Raw genomic sequence first — 23,724 nt, forward strand, 5'->3', positions numbered from 1 at the left:
CATATATATAAAAGAACTAACGTTCGAATACGTGAAAGGGGTGAATCCAGTATAACTGGAGATATTATGGCGGAGAACAACGATAGAAAGAAAGCATTGGACCTGGCGCTCAGTCAGATAGAAAAACAATTCGGCAAAGGATCGATTATGAGACTTGGAGAAGACGCTAAATTGGACCTGGATTATATACCCACAGGATCAATGGATCTCGACATAGCTCTCGGTATTGGTGGAGTTCCAAGAGGAAGAATTGTAGAAATTTATGGGCCAGAGTCTTCAGGAAAGACAACAATAGCTCTTCATATCATAGCAGAAGCACAGAAAAAGGGCGGAATCGCTGCATTTATTGATGCTGAACATGCACTTGATCCTGGCTATGCAAAGAAGCTAGGCGTTGACATAGAAAACCTTATAATTTCACAGCCAGATACAGGTGAGCAGGCCCTTGAGATAACAGAGGCGCTAGTAAGAAGCGGAGCTGTTGATGTTGCAGTTATTGACTCTGTTGCTGCCCTTGTACCTAAGGCGGAAATAGAAGGTGAAATGGGAGACAGCCACGTGGGTTTGCAGGCAAGGCTAATGTCACAGGCACTCAGAAAGCTTGCGGGAGCGATAAACAAGTCACATACAACCTGTATCTTCATTAATCAGCTACGTGAAAAGGTTGGAATAATGTTTGGAAATCCAGAAACCACATCCGGTGGAAGAGCTCTAAAATTCTATGCGAGTGTTAGAATGGACGTAAGACGTATTGAATCAATCAAGCAAGGTGACCAGATACTTGGAAACAGAACTAGGGTAAAGGTCGTAAAAAATAAGATTGCCCCACCTTTTAAACAGGCAGAATTTGATATTATGTATGGTAAGGGGATATCCAGAGAAGGTAGCATAATCGATACTGGAGTTACCTGTGGTATAGTAAACAAGGCTGGATCCTGGTTCAGTTACAATGACCAGAAACTTGGACAGGGCAGAGAAAATTCAAAGGAGTTTTTAAGAGAGAATCCAGAGTTGGCAATGGAGCTTGAACAAAAAATAAAGAAAGAGTTTGGTCTTGAAACAAATGATGAAAGAGAAATAACATCTGATAAACAATAAAAAATAATCTAATATTGAATTGTTAAAAGATCCTATTCGTTATAACTTCAAGCCTCCTAAACAGGAGGCTTGAAGTATATGGAGGTTTGTATGCGCATACTTTATTTCACCGATACACATATAAAGGGAACCAATCCCAAAAACAGAAAAGATGACTTCCTGGAAAGTCTGCAAGAAAAATTTAGAGAAATTGTGTCCATTGTAAGGGAGAACAATGTTGATTTTGTAATACATGGAGGTGATCTCTTTGACAGGCCGGATATCTCCACATCAGTGGTTAGCAGATTTACTACAATATTAAAAAACATTGAAAAACCAATTTTTATTGTCAGTGGTAACCATGACATTTTTGGACACAATCCAGCCACTATTGACAGGACAATGCTGGGTCTTTTGAAAAGTATGGATTTCATAAAGGTTATTTCAAGAGACAAGCCCATAGTTATAGAAAAAAATGGAATAAGAGTCAGCTTAACAAGTCTACCCTATACTTATGATATTGATTCCACACCTGAGGGGTATATACTCAAAGAAGTACCGGAAAATATGGATTATTCAATACATGTAGTCCATGGAATGCTTTTAGACAGACCCTTTGTCAAGGGTATACCCTATACTTTGATTGATGATATATTGGAAACAGCAGCAGATATAACATTGTCAGGGCATTATCACGCTGGATTCAAGACAATTGAAAAAAATGGAAAATATTTTGTAAATCCGGGAAGTCTTGTAAGAGTAACAAATAGTTTGAAGGAGATTGAGAGAATACCCCAAGTCGCCATAATTGATCTTGATTCAGATATAAAGGTCGAAATGCTGCAATTGACATCAGCGAAACCAGGCATAGAAGTGCTGGATAGAACTGAAATGGAAAATTGCATGTTTAGAAGTGAAAGAATTGTGCAATTTAAACAATCCATTGATTCTGCAATGAGTTTTGAAAAAATGGACCTTAATGACATTCTACTTGAGGTTACTCTATCAGAAGGTGTTTCTGATGAAGTAAAGGAGGAAGCATTAAGGCGAATTGCAAATTCACAGATGAAAGGATATTAGGTGCGATATGAAATACATTAAAGGGATAATTCTTGAAAACTTTCAAAGTCACAAATATACAGAACTGGAGTTTGGACCGGAGCTTAATGTGATAATCGGGCCTTCAGATTCTGGTAAATCTGCAATCATAAGAGCTTTAAAATGGGTCATGTACAATGAGCCATCAGGTGATTTTTTCATTAGAGAAGGCGAAAAGGAATGTAAGGTAACATTGAGTCTCAGTGATGGAACTATCCTTCAGAGATATAGAACCAGGAGTAAAAATGGATATAAATTAATTGATAGTAATGGGAATGAAAATATTTTTGAGGGGATCGGTTTATCAGTCCCGCAGGAAGTAATTGACATAACCGGTATAAGAAAGATCAAATTGGACACTGATTCAGAAAACGCAATCAATCTTGGAGAACAGCTTGAAGGAGCATTTCTACTGACAGAAAAGGCATCAACAAGAGCAAATGCAATTGGCAGACTAGTGGGTGTAGATATAGTTGATGATGCCTTGAGAGATGTTCTAAGGGATGTACGAGCACTAAATCAATTACGAAAACAGAAGGAAGAAGCTCTTCAGACCACAAATGACAAGCTCTCAGAGTTTGATTATATAGATGACATTAAAAGAAGCCATTTAAGAGCTTCATCCATCATGGGAAAGATTCATAATATCAATCTTAGAGCAGAGAAGCTGGAACAAATGAGCAAAAATCTTAAAAGCCTGTCAGGTGATATCTCAAAAAATGAGGATGTATTAAATGGTCTGAATAAACTAGATGAAGTAGAATCAGATTTAACCAAGATAGAATCCAAGCTGGATAGATTGGTAATTTACAGCAAATTATACGATTTATACAATGAAACCAAGGTCCATAAGGATAGAATTGATAATATTTTAGATAGAATATCAAACTTTGTTAAGGCTAGTCCAATGATTTCCGATATAGAACTAAAGATTTATCATCAAATAAATCTCCAAAGAATTAATGCTTCGGCACAAAACACGAAGAAGGAAGCGGAGAGGATTAAGGTCCTCTTACGAAAGCTAGACAAACTTGACTACACATCTAATCTTATCAATTCAGCTGAGATTAAGAGCATAAAGTATGTGAAGTTGAACTCTATGAGAGAAAAGCGAATAAGCACTCAAAAGAGCAAGGAAAGAGGCATTATGTACATTGGGGAGCTTAAGCCTCTACTTGATTCTAAAAATGTACTAGTTGAGTTGGAGAATAAGGCATTACTTTTAAAGGATTTAAATATTAAGAAAGAGAAATACAATTCAATTAGAAATGATATCATTGAATCAGATGGGACCATCTCAAAAAATGATAGCACATTGAAAGTCATATTGGATAAATACAAGAATCTTTTACAAAAAATAGAGAAGTGTCCTTATTGCCTCGGAGATATTGATGAAAACACAATTGAACATATAGTAACTCACCACCTAGGAGGTTGATCATGGATTACGAAAAAGAACTCAAAGAACTGAAAGAAAGTATGGAAAAGGCAAAAAATCTCAAGTATAGGGCAGAGGCTAGAATGGAGCAGCTAAAGAAACAGGAGGATGAAATCATCTCAGAACTTGATAAGCTTGGGGTAAAACCAGATGCATTGGATGATGAAATTGCAAAGCTAAAGCATGAAATCGAAAGCATGTTAAAGGAAGTTAACCAGTTACTACCAAAAGATCTACTAAATAAGCAGGAATAGTCATGAATGATAATATAAAGCAGTTTGATGATAGATTAAATAATCTGGCTAACTTTATAAGCAGACAGGAAGGAAAGAGAGATCAATTAATTGAACTAAAATCCAGCTATGAAAATGAATTGACAAATATTATAGATGAAGCAGACCTTTTGGAACATGTCATGATATTATTTCAAAAGACATCAGAATATGCTAGAAGTCAGGCAAAGAACCAAATAGAAAATCTTGTTACAAAGTGCCTCCAATATATTTTTGAATCGAATATTGAATTTATAATAGAAATTGAGGAATTGAGAAACAAAGCAAACGCTGAATTTTATGTTATTAATGATACTCCGGATTTTTTCCTCAAAACAAAGCCAGAACAATCAAGAGGGGGAGGAGTAGTTGATATTGTCTCTCTCGCATTGAGGATTTCATTTATGCAAACCCATAAACCTTCAATTGAGGGTCCATTGATACTTGATGAGCCTGCCAAGCATGTAAGTGAGGAATATATCTACAATGTTGGCGAATTTCTGAGACAATCTTCATCCATGTTTAACAGGCAAATAATCATGGTTACTCACAACTCACATCTGGCAGCCTTGTCTGAAGATGCGTACAGGGTGGAATTATCAGGCACAGAAAGCAATGTGAGTCCAGTAAAAAGCCTCTAGCTGTAATTGGTTTGAGTACAAACAACTTGACAGAAATAGCCAAAAGTAATAAAATTAGGTTGTATGTACCCATACAAAATATACAACCCTATCTAATCCCTTTCGGGAGTTGTATTCCACTAGTTATATCTGTTGTTACAGATTGGTGGAATGGGATGACCAGACCTAAAAATTGGATGGTCTTAGTTGATTAAGTATAATTATGATATGGAACTTGAAAATTTAATAAGATGGAGGTGTTTCCTATTGAATCTTTAATTTATGCGATTCTTGGCTTAGTTATTGGAATTATCGCTGGATATTTTATCAGAAGATATATAGGCGAAGGGAAAATAAAGAACGCTGAAGAGTTGGCAAAAAAAATCACTGAAGATGCAGTTAAAGATGGTGAAGCTCGAAAGAAGGAGCTTCTATTAGAAGCCAAAGAAGAAATCCACAAAACAAGAAGTGATCTTGACAAGGAAATCAAAGAGAGAAGAAATGAAATCCAGAAAATGGAGAGAAGACTTCAAAACAAGGAAGAAACAATTGATCGAAGGAATGAGTCAATTGAACGTAAAGAAGAATCACTTGCGAAAAAGCTCAGAAACCTTGAGGAAAAAGAAGAAGCTATCAACGAGTTATATGAGAAACAAACTCATGAACTTGAGAAATTATCAGGTTTAACCTCAGATGAAGCAAAGGAACTATTGTTAAATGAGACTCGTAAGGAAATCATTCAGGAATCTGCTATGATGATCAAGGAAATGGAATCCAAAGCGAAGGAAGAAGCTGACAAGAAAGCAAGAGAGATTATCTCTACTACAATCCAAAGGGTTGCAGCTGATCACGTTGCTGAAACAACCGTAACAGTTGTCGCTTTGCCCAACGATGAAATGAAGGGTAGAATTATCGGAAGAGAAGGTAGAAATATTCGAACTTTGGAAACTTTAACCGGTATTGACCTGATAATTGATGACACACCAGAAGCTGTAGTTCTATCAGGTTTCGATCCAATTCGAAGAGAAGTAGCTAGAATAGCTCTTGAGAAACTTATTGTTGATGGTAGAATCCATCCTGCAAGAATTGAAGAAATGGTTGAAAAAGCTCAGAAAGAAGTTGAAAACACCATTCGTGAAGCAGGAGAACAGGCATCCTTTGATGCTGGAGTTCACGGATTGCATCCAGAAATCATAAGATTATTGGGAAGACTTAAGTACAGAACCAGTTATGGTCAAAATGTGCTCAAGCACGCTGTTGAAGTTTCTCACCTTGCAGGTGTAATGGCCACAGAGCTTGGTGCAGATGTTAAGATTGCCAGGAGAGCGGGATTGCTTCATGACCTAGGTAAATCAATTGACCATGAGGTTGAAGGACCGCATGTAGAAATTGGTGTAGATATTGCTAGGAAGTATAAGGAAAGCAAAGAAGTGCTGCACGCCATGGAAGCTCATCATGGTGATGTTGAGCCTCAAACTGTGGAAGCTGTATTGGTTCAGGCTGCTGATGCTATCTCAGCTGCAAGACCAGGAGCTAGAAGAGAAACCTTGGAGTCATATATCAAGAGACTTGAAAAGCTAGAAGAAATAGCGAATTCCTTTACAGGAGTTGAAAGATCATTTGCTATTCAGGCAGGTAGAGAAATTAGAATAATGGTAAGACCTGAGGATATAAGTGAAGCACAAATGATTCACACAGCGCGTGATATTGTTAAGAAAATAGAGTCAGAACTGGATTACCCAGGACAGATTAAGGTCAATATTATTAGGGAAACTAGAGCTGTAGAATATGCAAAGTAGAACTTCCTAACAGACTAGTATTGATGCTAAATAAAGCCTGCCGATTTCGGCAGGCTTTAACTATAGGCACAAGGAGGTTAGCGATGAGAATTGATATGCACACCCATACAACTGCTTCAGATGGATTGCTTACTCCAGCAGAATTAGTTAAAAAAGCCTTTGAGAAAAGACTTGATGGGATTGCGATTACAGACCATGATTCAGTTGACGCTTTGGATGAAGCTATTATGAAAGCTAAGGATTACCCAGAGTTTCTTCTTATCCCAGGTGTAGAACTGGGATGTGATCATGAAGATGAAGAGGTACATATACTTGGTTACTTCATTGATTATAAGAATATTAAACTTAAGAAGACACTCTCAGCCTTGATTAATTCAAGGTGGAGTAGAGGAATTTCAATGCTGGACAAGCTTAACGAATTGGGAATGGCACTTCCAAAAGAAGAGATATTGAGAAAATCAAAGGAAACAGGTTTTATTGGCCGAGCTACCATTGCAAGGGAGCTTATAAATTATGGCTATGTAAGAGACATTAATGAAGCCTTTGACAAATATCTTGATCTTGGCAAACCTGCATATGTTGAAAGATATAAATTATCAGTTGAAAATACAATCAATCTAATTCATGAATGCGGAGGCATATCAATACTTGCCCATCCAGGAATTCTAAAGAAGAAAGATATCATGACATACTGTGTTGAAAAGGGTATAATGGGTGTAGAATGTTATCACTCTAAGCATTCTAGAAATGATGAAAAACTTATAAGATCCTTTGCAAATAGGAACGGACTAATCATTACTGGAGGATCCGATTTTCATGGAGAAAAGGATATTTTGGGAGATTATTCCACTGATGTCAGCACTATACCTAAATTCAGGGAGAGATTGTGATGTATAAAGGTGAAAGACAAAGACAATTTCCTACTACCATAAGCACAACATCCTTTGTTAAGCTGTACGTCCTTCATTTGCTGAATCAGAGGAATTATTATGGCAATCGTCTTAAGGATGAAATAAGCAGAAGGCTTGGTGGGAAATGGACCCCCAGTCCAGGAATGATATATCCAATGCTGAACAATTTAGAACAGGAAGGCTATATAGTTGGTCATTGGGAAGAACCTACAAAAAGAACCAAAAGAATTTACAGCATAACAGATGAAGGACGTAAACATTACGAAGCAATCAGAAGGATGAACATGTCCTCATTTGATGATTCGTTGTATATAATTAAAAAGGTATTAAAAGATATTTACGATGTATCCGTATAAAAAAGCATCTAAAGAAGCAATAAAAAGCTTTTTATGATACTCATGAATGAAAATTTCAAAGTTTAAAACTAGAAATTTACCATTCCCAATAAAAATATAGGAGGTTATGAAAATGGTCTTGGAATTATCAAGAAAAGGAAAATCAATTGAACCATCAGTGACATTAGCTATCACTGCCAAAGCAAATGCAATGAAAAAAGCTGGGGAAAATGTAATTAGCTTCAGTGCAGGTGAACCTGATTTCAATACTCCCGAGAATATTCAAAATTCAGGAATTGAAGCCATAAAATCAGGCTTTACAAAGTACACGCCAGCATCGGGAACACCAGAATTAAAGGAGGCAATTTGTAAGAAATTAAAGGCAGATAACAACCTTGATTACAAACCATCAGAAATAATTGTCTCAAACGGTGGAAAACATTCTTTATACAATGCTCTTATGGCTATCCTTAATCCAGGGGATGAAGTTATTTTTAGTATACCTTATTGGGTAAGTTATCCAGAATTGATTATGATAGCTGGTGGAGAGCCTGTTATGCTGCAAACAAGTGAGGATAAGGAGTTCAAATTTAGTTCAAAGGATCTTGATACAGTTAAGACTGACAAGACCAAGGCTGTAATACTTAATAGCCCTAACAACCCAACTGGGTCAGTATATACAGATGAAGAGTTGCAGGATATTGCAGATTGGGCAGTGGAAAACAATGTATTTGTCATTTCAGATGAGTTGTATGAGAAGCTTGTATACGATGGTCTTAAGCACACAAGCATTGCGTCCCTAAATGTAAATATAAAAAAGCTTACAATCACTGTAAATGGAATGGCAAAAGCATATGCCATGACTGGATGGAGAATAGGTTACACTGCTGCAGATGAAAATATAATAAAGATTATGAGTAACATTCAAAGTCATACCACATCAAACCCTAATTCAATTGCTCAGTACGCCAGTATTGAAGGGCTAACCGGAAGCCAGGATAGCATAATGGCTATGAAGGAAGAATTTGATAAAAGAAGAAAGATCATGGCTGACCTGATAAATAGTATTAAAGGTATTAGTTGTGTTGTACCGAAGGGAGCTTTCTACATTATGTTAAATTCTTCACAATTATACGGAAGTGAGATAGAAGGGATGAAGATCGATTCCTCAGTGGACTTTGCCAATCTACTTCTTGAAAAATGTAAAGTCGCTGTTGTACCCGGAGTAGCTTTTGGAGATGACAAGTATGTAAGATTATCATATGCAACATCAGCTGAGAATATTAATGAAGGTTTAAATCGAGTTAAAGAACTTCTTGGATCGAAATAAACCTTGTTTTGAAATCTGGATAAAGATTAATTTACTTTAAAAGTTGCTTGGCAGATGATTTGTTTTTTGTTTAGGTAAACAACGAACAAATAGAAAGATTAATTACTGCAAAAAGAACTTTAAGATGAATAGATGTTATTTGAAAAGAAGCTTGGTAAACATAATATATTTATGTTTACCAAGCTTCTTTTATTTAAAATTATTTTGTGAAATTTGACTTTTATCAATAGATATTCCGCTGTTAGAAAGATTAAAATACAATTAGAGTCTTAATGTATGGATTATTGTTGTTTTATGACGGAAATTAGCTCACAAGCTATTGAAAAATAAATTTATCAAGATTTGTATATTTTGCGAGGCTCTGAAATGCGATTTAAGGCCTTTAAACAAAATAATTAATGGAATTGCATGAACCGACGTCCTAAACGCCTTATAAGACCACGTAGGGGCTCGTGACGTGTTGATAGCATGCTGGGAGCTTCTTTAGGCAATATTTATAGATTTTAGTCGTGTTTGATCCAATTTTAGTGCATGATTATTTTTTTCTGGCATTCTAAAGAAATGTCTGTGGTGGAAGTGGTTGTTGAGAATGTAATTCAATTAAAAGGTTGAACATTTTGATTTTGAGTATTCCGGACACTATTGAGCCATCTGTCCGACAAAGCTGAGCCACCAATCCGGTGCATGAACCAATTGATCTGACAGTACTAATTTCAAGACCGCATTTATTCCACGGTCCACTTGACATGGGTCCCCTATACCCTCTGGACTCCTTAAAGCAGGCGAAAACAATACTTAATTATTGGCTATCGCCTCCAAGATTATACCAAAGAGTATCACCCCATATAAAGTGGCTTTCGCGGCATAAAAGCTAGTGGCTCTTGCAACCGGAATGTTGGCTCTTACCACACCGGACAGGTGGTTCTGAAGGACCGTAATATTCAATTTTAAATTTTTTCGTACATAAAGTGCGAAAATGTTTTGCTTGAAAGTAAAATCTTGGCGCAGAGTAGAAAAGATCTGAAATTGAATTCACTGATTTAATTGCATAAAAACTTGCGATATGGTAAAATATTATTAGTCACAAAATAGTTATTTTGTGACTAATATACCAAAAATATGCCAAAAAGAGGGGTTTTTTATGAAAATACCGCTACTGCTGGAAGATTATCTGGATTATATGGAAACCATCAAAGGTACCTCTTCCAATACTGTTAAGGAATATTTTTTTGACCTGCGTACTTTTCTTAGATTTCTAAAAATAAGATTTAAATTGGTAGACTCCAATGTTGAGTTTGATGAGATTGAAATTGATGATATTGATCTTGATACCATTAAAAAGGTATCAATCCAGGATTTGCATGCCTATATTTCCTACACTGACAAGAAACGAGCAAATTCAAGCTCCACCAGAGCTCGAAAAGTCGCCTCTGTAAGGTCCTTCTTCAAATATTTGCATTCACGCGTTAACCTACTTGATGAAAATCCAGCACTGTACCTTGAATTTCCAAAAACCGATGCAAGACATCCGGTTTACCTTACTCTTGATCAGTCTGAAAAGCTCCTTAACACAGTGCTTTCAAACCCCAATGAGTTGTACCGCTCCAGAGATTATTCCATAATAATGCTATTTCTCAACTGTGGATTGCGTCTTTCAGAGCTTTCAAGCATTGATTTGGACAAAATCAACGGCGAGGACACCCTAACAGTAATTGGTAAAGGTAACAAGGAACGGACAATATTTTTAAATGAAGCATGTGTACAGTCAATCAACGATTATTTATCCCTCCGACCAGTGGTTCCAGGTGAAAAAGCCCTATTCTTAAGCAAAAGAAAGCAGCGGTTGAGCAATCGGGCAATCCAACATATGATTGACAAATATCTTGAAAAATCAGGACTTGATCCTCAGGTATACTCCACTCACAAGCTTAGACATACTGCAGCGACCCTTATGTATAAATATGGCAATGTAGACATAAGGGCTTTACAGGAAATACTCGGGCACGAATCGGTTTCAACCACTCAGATATATACACACCTTGATGATGACAGACTTCGTGATGCAGTAAAAAGCAACCCTTTAGCAAACAGAAAAAAGAATAAATAGGAAAAAGGGCCTCTAAGCCCTTAATCAACCACTGCCACTATGGGAATCAGCAGCTTTTCGCCTTGAAAAATCATGCTGGTTTCCATTTCATTGTGCTCCTTTATATCGTAGATGAATTTTCTCGTATCATAGCCTTCAGGTGCATATCTATCAGCGATTTCCCAAAGAGTGTCACCCTGCTTGATCCAATACTCCTCAAAATCTTCTACTGATGCCATTGAATAAGCGCCAGTCATGGACATTATAGAAAACATCACCAAAGCAATTATTGTAATTAAAAAGGTCATAAACAGGAAGAATCTTTTACTATCAACTATTACATATCTCTTACTTTTCATAAAATACACCTCACCATTAGTATAGTACATCTGTTCGATTATCTATATTCTACACGAACGTGTGTACTGTGTCAATAGTTTTGAGCAAAATAATCGAACCCATGTTTGATTTCCCCTTTTAACTATGGTATAATCATTTAAAAGGTGCATTATAAAATCAGTGAGGTGAATTCAATGTACGATGATTTGTCCAAGAAGCAAACAGAAATTTTACTATACATCAAAAGAGAAACTTCAAACAAGGGGTATCCACCAACTGTAAGGGAAATATGTGATGGAGTGAATTTAAGATCCCCCTCCTCCGTTCACGCCCATCTTAATACCCTTGAAGGCAAGGGTTATATTCGCAAGGACCCAACAAAACCAAGGGCTATTGAAATAATCGACTTTTCAGATGGTATGATTATGACAAAGAAGAAAACAGTCGACGTCCCGATTCTGGGGCGAGTTACTGCTGGTGCTCCAATTCTTGCTGTGGAGAACATTGAGGATACCTACCCCATCCCTCAGGAGGAAGCCGAAGGCGATGACGTCTTTATGCTTAAAATTCAGGGAGAAAGTATGATTGATGCCGGAATCATGGATGGAGACCTGGTGCTTGTGAAGGAACAGTCCCATGCCAGAGATGGAGATATCGTGGTTGCACTGCTGGGAGAAGAAGCTACCGTCAAGCGTTTCTACAAGGAAAAGGATCGTATCAGACTACAGCCGGAAAATCAGTTTATGGAGCCAATCTATGCAAGAGATGTAAAAATATTGGGCAAGATTAAGGGATTGTATAGAAAATACTAAAATAAAGGCATTGGCGAATTATTTACGCCAATGCCTTTCCTAATTTTCTATACTAGATTAACCAGATTTTTGCTGTACAGGTTATTGAGTGACTTCATGACTCCAAGCTTGCAATGATCATAGGTCAAGCCACCCTGGTAATATGCATAATAGGGTTCTCTCATTGGACCGTCTGCACTTAGTTCTATTGATGAGCCTTCTATAAAGCCACCAGCAGCCATTATGATCCTATCGGCATACCCTGGCATGTCCCATGCCTCAGGAACAACGTAGGAGTCTACTGTGGAGGCAGCCTGGATTCCCTTGCAAAACTCACTGACCCTCTCTTCGGTCAATAGCTCCACACCTTGGATTATATCACTTCTCTCATCATCCAACTCAGGTACTATATTGAATCCTAGAGTCTTGTAGGTCATGGCAACCAGGAAAGCACCCTTAACAGCTTCAGAGACCACATGTGGAGCCAGAAATAGGCCCTGAAGTGTTGTTCTACTGGTTCCAAAGGTCAAACCAGTATCCTTCCCTAAACCTGGAGCTGTAAGCCTGTTGGCGACCATATTAATCAGCTCCTCCTTACCGGCTACATAACCGCCTGAAAGGGCGATGCCACCACCTGGGTTCTTTATTAGGGATCCGGCAATAATGTCTGCTCCAACCTCAATGGGCTCTCGGGTATCAAGGAACTCTCCATAGCAATTATCAACCATTATTAGAACATTTGGATGCTGTGATTTAATATTCTGTATGACTTCTTCAATCTCATCAATAGTAATGGCTCTTCTATCACTGTAGCCGGTGGAGCGCTGAATGGCTACAAGCTTTGTTTTTTCGTTGATCGAGTCTAATGCCCCCACTATATCGATCCCATTGTTCTTAAGTGGAACCTCATCATACAGGACTCCATAATCCAGCAAACTTCCACCAGCATTCCCCTTCACACCTATCACCTTCTGAAGTGTGTCATATGGGGCACCTGTAATGTAAAGCAGCTGGTCCCCAGGTCTTAGTATGCCTGACAGGGCAAGATTGAGAGCGTGGGTACCGGAAGCTATGGCAGGTCTTACCAAAGCAGCCTCGGCTTTGAAAATATTGGCAAATATTGACTCTACCTTCTCTCTACCGATATCTCCGTAGCCATAGCCAGTTGTCCAGTGAAAATCTGTGGAGCTAAGCCTGTTGTCCTGCATGGCACCTATCACTTTGTACTGGTTATATTCTCTTATTTCATCTAGATTTTTAAATTTCTCCCCTACAATGTCCTCCATCCTGTTCACAAAAGCAACCACTTCGCTTCTTAAATCATATTGTTTACATAAATATTTTATTGTTAACTCGTTCATGTTTTCTCCTTAATTTTAATTTTGCAAAAGAATAGTCTCTGTCACCAGAGACTTGATTGATGCTCTTTACTGATATTGCCATATGATATGCTTGCTAATATTCAAAATCAATTACACTGCTTGGGATTATTGTAGATATGGCATGCTTATACACCAACTGTTGTTTTTCATCAGCGTCAAGAACCAACGTATAGCTGTCAAAGCCTTTGACATAGCCTTTAATCTGATATCCGTTCACTAGAAAGACTGTGATCAATATTCCCTCCCTTCTGGCAGTATTAAGGAACTGGTCCTGCAAATTCACTCCTTGTTTCATGAAAAAATCCCCCTTTAATATATATGTTTGTTGATATCATTCACCAAATATTCAACAATGTCATCCTTACTCTCATATTCCTCAACATCGATCCAATTAATTCTCTTATCCCGTCTGAACCATGTCAGCTGCCTCTTTGCATAGTTCCTTGAAAGCTTCTTGATTTTTTCTACAGTATCCTCATAGTTCTCATTTCCTTCAAGGTACTCCATAACCTCTTTATACCCAATTGCTTTCATGGACACCAGATCTTTTCCATAACCCATGTCCATAAGCATCTCTACCTCCCGAACCAAGCCCAATTGAAGCATCACATCAACCCTTTTGTTTATTCTTTCATAGAGCTTTTGCCTATCCATAGTCAAACAGTACATCAAGAGGTCATATCTTTCATTGGGAACTCTAAAATTACTCCCGTATTCATCGTATGTCTTACCAGAGAGCGTTGTGATTTCTATTGCTCTTACAATCCTTTGGATGTCATTTTCAGTGTATTTACCAGCTGCTATTGGATCAATCCCCCTGAGCTTGTCAAGCAATGCACTATTCCCATACTCAACTGCAAATGATTCAAGCTCATCCCTTAATTCCTGGTTTGGAGGAACGTCCACGAAATTCAGTTCATATACTAGAGAGTTTATATATAACCCGGTTCCACCTGTTACAATGGGCAACTTGCCTTCTTTATTAAGATATTGTATTATCTTTGTTGCATTATCTTTATAATCAGCAACTGTAAATTGTTGATCAGGCTTAACAAAGTCCACCAAATGGTGGGGCACACCCTCCATTTCTGTTTCTGTAACCTTGGCTGTCCCTATATCCATATATTTATATATCTGCATAGAATCAGCTGAAATTATTTCACCATTCATTCTCTTGGCAAGGGAAATTGAAATGGAAGTCTTACCAACTGCTGTTGGCCCTGTAATTATTATTAGTTTTTCCTTCATAATTTTCACCTATACTATACGGAGGAACTTCTTTTCAAGTTCCTTCCTTGTCATCTCGATTATTGTAGGTCTACCGTGAGGGCATGTATAAGGATTGTCACATTCCTCTAATTGCTTTAGAAGTGCCTGGGCTTCCATTTCGTCAACATTATCACCTGCTTTTATCGCGCTTGTACATGCCATTTTCATTATTTTATCCAATCTGGTCTCGTAGCTTGTCAGTGTATTTTCTTCAAGCTGATCCAATATATCCAGGAATAGCCTCTTGCTGTCAGGAGCACCGAAAATAAATGGTACTCCTCTTAGGATCATGCTCTTATCTCCAAAAGGCTCCACTAGAAAGCCAAGATTCTCAAAGTGCTCCAGATTCTCATTGGCAATATTATAGTCGGTTTGGCTCAGATCCAGAACCACGGGCTGAAGAAGCTGCTGAACATGAATGCTTTCACTCTTGAATTCCTTTAGGAGCTTCTCATACATAATCCTCTCATGGGCTGCATGCTGATCAATTATATACAGTATAGAATTTAGAGGATTTTCAGCAAATATATAGGTTCTGAATGCCGTTCCCAGAATTCTCAATGAGCTGAAGCTGATTTTGGCCTTTCTCTCAGCTTCAATTGTCACTTCTGTATCATAGCTTTCATGATTTTCATAGGTCAAGCTTTCTTCAGACCTCTTTTCATCACCTGAATAATCTATAAATACAATGCTTTTTTCATCAATATCCTCATTGTCTACGCTGTTACCGGTTAAACCTGCTGCACCATCCTTTGCCATATCCCAAATTGAAGGATATTCCTCCATGTTTTTCCTAACCTTAGGTTCCAGGTCAGCTCTTGGAACACGCATTACCGTATCGATATTGTTCCTGAGGGCAGCCTCAAGCTTCTGATAAATATTAGTATCATTTGTAAATTTAATCTCCTGCTTTGTTGGATGAATATTTACATCCACATCTGATGGGTCAATATTGACAAATAGAATAAAAACAGGGTATCTGTTTATTGGGATCAGAGTTTGGTACTGTTTTTCAATGATTCTTGAGAGTCTATAGTCAACCACATACCTACCGTTAACATACAGATACTGGTGGTGTCTGTTGCTTCTATACAAAGTATTGTCAGAAACATAGCCATCAATATTGAAATCCTCTGTCCTTATGGACAGTTTTTTAAGACCGGACGCAAGGTCCTTGCCCAAAAGTTGAAATACTGTGTTCTTGACATCTCCTGTACCTGTTGTGACAAAAACAACCTTATTGTCCTTGATGTACTTAAAGGAAAGCTCAGGATTGCCCACTGCAAGCCTTGTAACTGTTTCAGTAATAGCATTTTCCTCCCAGGTCTTGCTCTTCATGAACCTCTTTCTAACAGGTAGATTATAAAAAAGTTTTCGTATTATCATGGTGGTTCCAATTGGTGAACCAGTTGGAGAAATGGATTTCAAGATACCATCCTCAACATATCCCATCAGACCCGCATCCATTTCATTGCGTCTTGTTAACACCTCAATCTTGGAAACTGCACAGATGCTGGAGAGGGCTTCTCCTCTGAAACCCATGGTCAGTATCCTATTAAGATCCTCCACTGAGTTCAGCTTCGAGGTGGTATGTCTTGCAAAGGCAAGCCTTAGGTCATCCTCATCCATACCCTCACCGTTGTCAGTCACCCTAATAAAGTCCTTGCCAGCATCAGAAATTTCAACTATAATCTGGTTTCCCCCTGCATCGATTGAGTTTTCCACAAGCTCCTTAACTATGGAAGCAGGTCTCTCAATTACTTCCCCCGCAGCAATTTTTTGTATTGTGAGATTATCCAGAACTTTTATTTTACTCATAGGGTCACTCCTTAAGCTTTTTGGCATCCTCTACCAGGTTATTGAGCGTATTTAAGGCATCCATGGGCGTAAGCCCATTTATATCAATATTCCTAATTCTATCAATAAAGAAATCCTTCCTGTAATCAACAAGATTCATCTGTTTTTGGTTTTTTTGTTCTATGGGCTGATCCATATTTATGTTGTGGGAGCCTTCAATGGTGGCTAATACTTCACTTGCTCTTTGAATAACTTCCTTCCTTATTCCAGCAAGCCTTGCCACCTGTATTCCGAAACTCTGATTGGTACTACCCTTGATGATCTTTCTCAGGAAGATTATGTCATCACCTTGTTCTTCTGCGGTAATTGTGTAGTTTTTTACTCCCTGTAGCCTCTCCTGAAGCTGGGTCAGCTCGTGATAATGGGTTGCGAAAAGTGTCTTTGCCTTTACCTTGTTGGCAATATATTCAACAACAGCCCAAGCAATGCTAAGACCATCAAATGTGCTTGTACCCCTTCCAACCTCATCCAAAATAACCAGACTTTTGGATGTTGCAAATCTCAGTATATTGGGCACCTCGTTCATCTCCACCATAAAGGTGCTTTCCCCCTGGGAAAGATTGTCTGAGGCACCAATTCTGGTGAAAATTCTATCCACAATCCCAATATCAGCATTTCTTGCAGGTACAAATGAACCTATTTGAGCAAGTAGTACAATAATTGCAATCTGCCTCATAAATGTCGATTTACCAGCCATGTTTGGTCCTGTGATGATGTGGACCATATGATCTCTTGTATCCATGTAGGCGTCATTGGGCACGAATAGCTGATGCTTTATTGTTGCTTCAACCACGGGATGCCTTCCCTCTTCTATGGTTATGATTCCTTTAGTGTTAAGACTTGGTCTGGTAAAGCTATTTGCATTTGACACAATAGCAAGGCTCATAACTACATCCAGCACTGCTATGAGTTTACTTGTTTTTTGAAGTCTTTGGATCTCTTTCTTAATCTGAATTCGAATTTCCTGAAAAAGCTCATATTCCAGCTGAATTGCCTTTTCATCCGCCCCCAGGATCTTGTCCTCAATCTCCTTAAGCTCAGTGGTGTAGTATCTTTCGGAGCTTGCCAATGTCTGCTTTCTGATATAATTATCCGGAACCTGGTCAACACTTGATTTTCTTATATCTATATAATAGCCCATTATCCTGTTGTAGCCTACTTTGAGGGTCCTTATTCCTGTTCGGTCTTTTTCTTCCGATTCAAATCTTGCCAGCCATTCCTTACCCTTGGTTTTGCTAACTCTAAGTTCGTCAAGATACTCATTGTACCCCTGTCTGATAATTCCGCCTTCCTTTACTGATAGAGGAGGATTTTCGTCAAGGGCACTGGTCAAAAGCTGGTGAATATCTCTTAAATCGTCCATTTCTTCCTGGAGTCTGTTAAATTGCTTTAAACCGGTTTCCAACAGTATCCCTTTAAGCTGGGGAATGTTTTGTATGGATTGACTTAAGGCAAGCATATCTCGACCACTGGGGTTTCCGTTTGATATCTTGCTTATTAGTCTTTCAATATCGTATATTGTCTTTAGTATGTCCTTGATTTCCTCAAGCAGGAAAGGATTGTTGCCGAGAAACTCCACCATGTCCAATCTGGACTCTATTTGCTTCTTATCAAGCAATGGCTGCTCCAGCCACTTCCGAAGCAACCTGCCACCCATTGCAGTCTGGGTCTTGTCCAAAATACCGATCAGTGCCCCCCTTTTTTCCTTGGACCTCATGGTCTCATGTATTTCAAGGTTTGCTCTGGTATTTATGTCCATAAGCATAAAGTGATCAGGTTCGTAATATTGCAGCTCCTTGATGTGATCGATGGCGTTGAACTGTGTATCCCTCAGATAATCTATGAGCTTGCCCAAAGAAAGTACCGAATATATCTTTTCTTTCAAGCGATTATTTTCAAGGTCATCTTTCTTTAGGAACTTAAGAATGGAGTCCTTACTACTCTCAACATCTACTGATGTGTCTTCCTGCACGTTAATATAGGGATTGATCTTGTTCCTGATAACTCCAATCATTTTCTTATCTCTTGTAAATCCTTTGTTGCAAACTATTTCTGAAGGCATTATCTTTCCAAGCTCATCCAGTACAAATCTTTGACTGTTCTCCTCTTCACCTATAAATTCAGTGGTGAACATTTCGCCTGTGGAGTTATCAACATAAGAGAGGCCTACCCCGTACTCATCCAGGTATATGCTTGCAAGAAAATTATTTGATTTTTCATCCAGAAGATTCCCATCCACGATTGTACCAGGGGTGACAATCCTCACCACGTCTCTTTTGACCAAGCCCTTAGCTAAGGCTGGATCCTCAACCTGCTCACAGATGGCTACCTTGTAGCCCTTGTCAACAAGCCTGGAAACATATGTTTCAGCCACATGATGGGGCACACCACACATGGGAGCCTTTTCATCCAGACCACAATCTCTGCTGGTCAAAGCAATTTCCAGCTCTCGGGATGCGATTTTAGCATCCTCAAAGAACATCTCATAAAAGTCTCCTAGTCTAAAAAATAGCAGGGCATCCTCATACTTTTTCTTTGTATCTACATACTGTTGCATCATTGGAGTAAGTGTTCCCATTTAGTCCTCCTAGTCAATCATTTCTCCTTCAAGAGTAAATGTTTTAACATTGTCAATTCTTACATTCACTATTTTGCCAATCAGTTCTTCTCCACCTGGAAAATGGACCAGCTTGGCACTTTCAGTCCTGCCGCTCATAACCCGGCTGTCATTTTTGCTTACCTCCTCAACCAAAACCTTCTGAATTGTACCCAAAAGCTTCTGATTTAGCTTAAGACCGATGGGATGAAGGGTGTCAAGCAGTCGCTGAAATCTTTCATGCTTGATTTGGTCAGGAACCTGTTCCTCAATTTTGGCGGCAATTGTTCCATCTCTTATGGAATACAGAAAGGTGAATGCTGAATCAAACTCAACATCTCTTACCAAATCAATTGTATCCTGAAAATCCTCTTCAGTCTCGCCAGGAAAACCTACAATTATATCTGTGGTGATTGCAAGATTAGGCAACCTTTCTTTAATTGCATTGATTTTTTCCAGGTACTCCTCTCGTGTATACTTCCTATTCATCATTTTAAGCACCCTGTTGCTCCCTGACTGCACCGGAAGGTGAAGGTGAGGGCTTAGCTTGTCTAGTTCAACATAAGCCTGTATGAGGCGTTCTGTGAAGTCCTTGGGGTGTGAGGTCATAAACCTTATTCGTTCAAGACCCTCAATCTCGTTAATGTCCTTCAGCAGGTCAGGAAATGAGTAATCCATATGGAGGGTCTTCCCATAGGAATTCACATTTTGACCTAGCAATGTCACTTCCTTCACTCCTGATTCCACAAGCTTACTTATTTCCATAATTATGGTTTCAGGCTCCCTGCTTCTTTCCCTTCCTCTGGTATAGGGAACAATGCAATAAGTGCAAAAGTTATCACAGCCATACATTATATCTACAAAGGCCTTGTATGAATATTTTCTGTGGGCATCGATATTCTCGTCTATTTCTCTTGTGTCTTCTATGATATCCACGATGGTCTTTCCTGTCTCAATCTGTCTTGAAATCAACTGGGGCAGCTTGTGGATGTTGTTGGTACCAAAAACAAGATCAATATGCTTGTGCTTTGACAAAAAGAATTCTCTGATGTCCTCCCTTTGCATCATGCAACCACAAATTCCAAGAATCACCTCTGGCTTTCTTCTCTTAAGCTCCTTCAGCTCACCTAGCTGTCCAAACACCTTGTCTTCTGCACTTTTCCTTACAGCGCATGTATTGAACAGTATTATATCAGCCTGTTCCTTGTCTTGGGTTGACTCATAACCCATTGTATCCAGAACCCAGGAAATTTTTTCTGAGTCCAACTCATTTGCCTGACATCCGGATGTATTTATAAGATATTTCTTCATTTTCATTTCTCCTTGCTTTGCTCCTAATTGCTACAACTTAAATTATAACACATTTTCGCAATAAAAAGTCTGCTGAAAGATGGTCTATGAACCAACTTCCAGAACAGACTTTTTAAGTAGATTGCTTTTAGTGTTTTTTTGACAAATAGCCCTCCAACAGCGCAATGCTGTTCTCAATATCTTCCTTTGAAGCCATTTCAACAGTTGAGTGAACGTATCTTGTGGGAATTGAGATCACTCCGGAAGGTACTCCAGTTTTAGTCACATGTATTGCTCCAGAGTCTGTTCCTCCAAATTCAAGAACCTCCAGCTGGTAAGGGATATTTTTATTCTTTGCAATATCTATCAGTGAGTTTCTAACTGAAGGATGACTTATTATTGAATTGTCCTTCACCTTTATGGCAGCTCCCTTGTGTAAGCCAACCGCGAATCTCTTTGCCTTTGGAGTATCACCATGAGCAGTAACATCAACTGCAATTCCAAAGTCTGGCTCTATCCCGTAAGCAGCTGTTCTAGCTCCTCTAAGTCCAACCTCTTCCTGGACCGAGAAAACAAAATACAGGTCATTTTCACTGTTGGAAAGTCTCTTAAGGGCTTCAATTGCAACGAAGCAGCCTACCCTGTCATCCAAATAAGGTGTGAATACTACGTTGTCATTATGGGAAAAGGGACTGTAATAGATGCACATATCTCCTATGCCTACCATTTTTTCCGCTTCTTCCTTGTCCTTGGCTCCAATGTCAATATACATGTTTTCAAGCTTTCTCTCGGATGGCTTTTCAAGTGGTTCAGAAAAAATTGCCCCTATTGTACCATTTTTAAAAATAACCCTTTGACTTAAGCTGATGTCCGGGGATATACCACCTACATTGCCAAATCTCAAAAAACCCTCCTTATCAATGTCTGTAACGATAAATCCTATCTGGTCCATGTGGGCAGAAATCATGATCTTTTTACCATTACCCTTTTTCCTTGCTATTAGATTCCCGAGAGCATCAGTTGTTATCTCATCGACATATTCATTGATTTCCTGACGAATCGTTGCGCTTATTAAAGACTCATCTCCAGAAGGTCCGTATACGGACACTAGCTTTTCCAGTAACTCAAAATTAAAACCCATTTATATAGCCCCCTTCTCGAATTCTCTAATTATTGCCTCTACAAGTCTATAGGTGTTATCATAATCTGATTTGCTGATCAGGGACAAAGGACTGTGAATATACCTTGTGGGAACTGATATTCCAGTGGTTGCACAGCCTGTGCCAGATATGTGTATTCTCCCTGAATCATTGCCACCCATTGAGGTTTTTCTAAACTGGTAAGGTATCTTGTTCTCCTGGGCAATTTTAACAACTTGCTCCCTTAAGCTTCTGTCGTATACGGTTGTTCTGTCAATCAATGATATGGCAGGCCCCTTACCAAGCATGGTAGGCATTTGATGGGAATCCAGTTCGTCAATCTCATAGCACAGGGTTCCTTCCAAAACAATAGCCATATGAGGCTTAATCTGGTAGGCAGCTGGTCCTGCTCCAACAAGTCCAACCTCCTCCATAACTGTAAATGCGCCGTATATATCAGCATCTATATCAGATTTCAAAATATCAATTAGAATCGAACAGCCAACTCTATCATCCAGGGATTTTGCCTTGATTGTACCATTTCCCATCTCGCTGTAGGGAGTGTCAAAAGCTACATAATCCCCGATGGAAACTTGCCTTTCAGCCTCCTCCTTGGAGGTAGCCCCTATATCAATATAAAGGTCATCAATATCCAGTACCTTTGACCACTCATCCCTTTTTTGCAGATGAATTGGTTTTGCTCCGATAACTCCTGGCAGCTTCTTTTCGCCGATGGTTACAGCCTTTGATACCAACACTCTCTTATCAATTCCCCCTACGGGCATAAACTTAAGCAAGCCTGACGAATCTATGTCCTTCACAAGTAGACCGACCTCATCCATATGCGCAGCAATCATTAGTCTTTTTCCGCTTGGGTTGGAACCCTTCTTATGAACAATAAGGTTTCCAATTCTGTCTGTTTTTATTTCATCTACATAGCCCTCAAGACTGGACATTATCAAATCCCTTACTTCCTTTTCGTTGCCTGACACACCGGAGGCTTCAGTTAGTCTTTTTAGAAGCATAATAACCCCTCCATTTCATCTTCTTTGATGGATGCACTGAAAAATGCCAATAGCTTAGCAGTTTGTGATACATCCTTAAGATCAAGAACCTCAACAGAAGTATGCATATACCTCAATGGAATGGATAGCACCAAGGCAGGTATTCCTTCCCTTGTGATCTGCATCGCTCTTGCATCTGTACCAGTGGGACCTGGCCTAACATCTGTCTGAATGGGTATATTATAATCATTTGCAACAGTAACCAGTCTTTTTCTCAAGCCTGGATGTATATTGCCACCAAGTGTGACTCCCGGTCCTTTTCCCATTTCGATTGAGTTTGAATTGTTCAGCTCAGGGGTTCTTCCGAAGCCAACATCAACAGCTATTCCAATATCGGGATTAATTCCATAGGTTGCAGTTAAGGCTCCTGACATTGTGATTTCCTCTTGGATGGTAGCGACGAAATATACATCCGCATAATGGTTGATTTTTTCAAGCTCTTTCATGGTCTCATAAAGAGCTGCAACTCCTGCCCTGTCGTCCATTGCCTTTCCTGAAACTCTACTGTTCATAAGAGTGACAAGCTTCCTGTTGACAGTTATTGAATCGCCTATTGACACAAGCTGGGATAGTTCGTCCTTATTAAACCCTGTGTCAATTATCATGTCTTCCATCTTGATTGATTTCTCTTGCTCCGATTGCTCCTGCAAGTGAGGAGGCTTGGATCCGATAACTCCAAGAACCTCTTCTTTTCCGTGAATGACAACCTCCTGAGCCAGGATTGTTCTTGGGTCAATTCCGCCTATGTTTGTAAAATGTATAAATCCCTTTTTGTCTATATCCTTTACCATAAATCCAATTTCATCCATGTGGGCAGCCATCAGTATTTTAACATCACCATTTCCGGAGCCTTTTCTGTGGGCAATTATGTTTCCCAATTTATCCACCTGGATAGAATCCGTATGCTTCTCAAATGCATTGATTATCTCGTTCTTAAGGTTAAATTCAAAGCCTGAGACACCGTTCCCATTGGACAGTATCTCCAGTAGTTCCTTGGTTTCCATGTATTAACCTCCTTGTATTTTCTTCAA

21 protein-coding genes are annotated in these 23,724 nt (G+C 38.9%); 11 read left to right on the top strand and 10 right to left on the bottom strand.

The window, feature by feature from the left end:
- Nucleotides 1-66: 66 nt before the first annotated feature.
- The 10 genes from recA (at nt 67) to ACKVDP_RS03935 (ending at nt 10,987) form a co-directional block, all read left to right on the top strand.
- Nucleotides 67-1,098 carry a recombinase RecA gene (gene recA, locus ACKVDP_RS03890; protein ID WP_409227493.1) on the top strand — a complete coding sequence of 344 codons (1,032 nt, stop codon included), beginning with the start codon at nt 67-69 and terminating at the stop codon, nt 1,096-1,098.
- 90 nt (nt 1,099-1,188) lie between these two features.
- Nucleotides 1,189-2,157: a metallophosphoesterase family protein gene (locus ACKVDP_RS03895; RefSeq protein WP_409227494.1), complete on the top strand. Its 969-nt coding sequence runs from the start codon at nt 1,189-1,191 to the stop codon at nt 2,155-2,157.
- Between the two features lie 7 nt (nt 2,158-2,164).
- On the top strand, nt 2,165-3,613 hold the full coding sequence (locus tag ACKVDP_RS03900) for an AAA family ATPase (RefSeq protein WP_409227495.1): 1,449 nt from the start codon (nt 2,165-2,167) through the stop codon (nt 3,611-3,613).
- Nucleotides 3,614-3,615: 2 nt separating this feature from the next.
- Nucleotides 3,616-3,867: a coiled-coil domain-containing protein gene (locus tag ACKVDP_RS03905; RefSeq protein ID WP_409227496.1), complete on the top strand. Its 252-nt coding sequence runs from the start codon at nt 3,616-3,618 to the stop codon at nt 3,865-3,867.
- Between the two features lie 2 nt (nt 3,868-3,869).
- Nucleotides 3,870-4,526, top strand: a complete 657-nt coding sequence (locus ACKVDP_RS03910; RefSeq protein ID WP_409227497.1) for a P-loop NTPase family protein — start codon at nt 3,870-3,872, stop codon at nt 4,524-4,526.
- A gap of 230 nt (nt 4,527-4,756) precedes the next feature.
- A complete protein-coding gene (rny, locus tag ACKVDP_RS03915; protein WP_409227498.1) occupies nt 4,757-6,304 on the top strand; it encodes a ribonuclease Y in 1,548 nt (515 codons plus the stop codon).
- Nucleotides 6,305-6,387: 83 nt separating this feature from the next.
- A complete protein-coding gene (locus ACKVDP_RS03920) occupies nt 6,388-7,194 on the top strand; it encodes a PHP domain-containing protein (RefSeq protein WP_409227499.1) in 807 nt (268 codons plus the stop codon).
- Nucleotides 7,194-7,571: a PadR family transcriptional regulator gene (locus ACKVDP_RS03925; RefSeq protein ID WP_409227500.1), complete on the top strand. Its 378-nt coding sequence runs from the start codon at nt 7,194-7,196 to the stop codon at nt 7,569-7,571. Before ACKVDP_RS03920 ends, ACKVDP_RS03925 begins: the two co-directional genes overlap by 1 nt.
- Nucleotides 7,572-7,677: 106 nt before the next feature.
- Complete coding sequence (locus ACKVDP_RS03930) at nt 7,678-8,880, top strand: pyridoxal phosphate-dependent aminotransferase (protein ID WP_409227501.1); 1,203 nt, start codon at nt 7,678-7,680, stop codon at nt 8,878-8,880.
- Between the two features lie 1,141 nt (nt 8,881-10,021).
- A complete protein-coding gene (locus tag ACKVDP_RS03935; RefSeq protein ID WP_409227502.1) occupies nt 10,022-10,987 on the top strand; it encodes a tyrosine recombinase XerC in 966 nt (321 codons plus the stop codon).
- Nucleotides 10,988-11,007: 20 nt separating this feature from the next.
- Here the strand turns inward: ACKVDP_RS03935 and yneA are convergent, their stop codons facing one another.
- Entirely contained in the window at nt 11,008-11,325 is a 318-nt protein-coding gene (gene yneA, locus ACKVDP_RS03940) for a cell division suppressor protein YneA (protein ID WP_409227503.1), read from the bottom strand.
- A gap of 174 nt (nt 11,326-11,499) precedes the next feature.
- Here yneA and lexA point away from each other — a divergent pair, with 174 nt between their 5' ends.
- Entirely contained in the window at nt 11,500-12,117 is a 618-nt protein-coding gene (lexA, locus tag ACKVDP_RS03945; protein WP_409227504.1) for a transcriptional repressor LexA, read from the top strand.
- Between the two features lie 47 nt (nt 12,118-12,164).
- On the opposite strand, the gene ACKVDP_RS03950 is transcribed toward lexA, so the two are convergent.
- The 9 genes from ACKVDP_RS03950 to ACKVDP_RS03990 form a co-directional block, all read right to left on the bottom strand.
- Entirely contained in the window at nt 12,165-13,457 is a 1,293-nt protein-coding gene (locus ACKVDP_RS03950) for a methionine gamma-lyase family protein (RefSeq protein ID WP_409227505.1), read from the bottom strand.
- Nucleotides 13,458-13,551: 94 nt separating this feature from the next.
- A complete protein-coding gene (gene hfq / locus ACKVDP_RS03955) occupies nt 13,552-13,773 on the bottom strand; it encodes an RNA chaperone Hfq (protein WP_409227506.1) in 222 nt (73 codons plus the stop codon).
- Nucleotides 13,774-13,787: 14 nt separating this feature from the next.
- Nucleotides 13,788-14,726 carry a tRNA (adenosine(37)-N6)-dimethylallyltransferase MiaA gene (gene miaA, locus ACKVDP_RS03960; RefSeq protein WP_409227507.1) on the bottom strand — a complete coding sequence of 313 codons (939 nt, stop codon included), beginning with the start codon at nt 14,724-14,726 and terminating at the stop codon, nt 13,788-13,790.
- Nucleotides 14,727-14,735: 9 nt separating this feature from the next.
- Nucleotides 14,736-16,565, bottom strand: coding sequence for a DNA mismatch repair endonuclease MutL (gene mutL, locus ACKVDP_RS03965; RefSeq protein WP_409227508.1), 1,830 nt, complete (start codon nt 16,563-16,565; stop codon nt 14,736-14,738).
- Nucleotides 16,566-16,569: 4 nt separating this feature from the next.
- Nucleotides 16,570-19,182 carry a DNA mismatch repair protein MutS gene (gene mutS, locus ACKVDP_RS03970; protein ID WP_409227509.1) on the bottom strand — a complete coding sequence of 871 codons (2,613 nt, stop codon included), beginning with the start codon at nt 19,180-19,182 and terminating at the stop codon, nt 16,570-16,572.
- A gap of 9 nt (nt 19,183-19,191) precedes the next feature.
- Complete coding sequence (miaB, locus tag ACKVDP_RS03975) at nt 19,192-20,511, bottom strand: tRNA (N6-isopentenyl adenosine(37)-C2)-methylthiotransferase MiaB (RefSeq protein WP_409227510.1); 1,320 nt, start codon at nt 20,509-20,511, stop codon at nt 19,192-19,194.
- Nucleotides 20,512-20,638: 127 nt separating this feature from the next.
- Nucleotides 20,639-21,631 (bottom strand): M42 family metallopeptidase, encoded by a 993-nt coding sequence (locus ACKVDP_RS03980; protein ID WP_409227511.1) that lies wholly within the window; start codon nt 21,629-21,631, stop codon nt 20,639-20,641.
- Nucleotides 21,632-22,654 carry a M42 family metallopeptidase gene (locus ACKVDP_RS03985; RefSeq protein WP_409227512.1) on the bottom strand — a complete coding sequence of 341 codons (1,023 nt, stop codon included), beginning with the start codon at nt 22,652-22,654 and terminating at the stop codon, nt 21,632-21,634.
- Nucleotides 22,645-23,697, bottom strand: a complete 1,053-nt coding sequence (locus ACKVDP_RS03990) for a M42 family metallopeptidase (protein WP_409227513.1) — start codon at nt 23,695-23,697, stop codon at nt 22,645-22,647. The genes ACKVDP_RS03985 and ACKVDP_RS03990 overlap by 10 nt, the downstream gene beginning before the upstream one ends.
- Nucleotides 23,698-23,724: the final 27 nt, after the last annotated feature.

Origin of the sequence: Gudongella ferriphila, assembly GCF_046224405.1 — a bacterium.
Lineage (GTDB): Bacteria > Bacillota > Clostridia > Tissierellales > Tissierellaceae > Gudongella.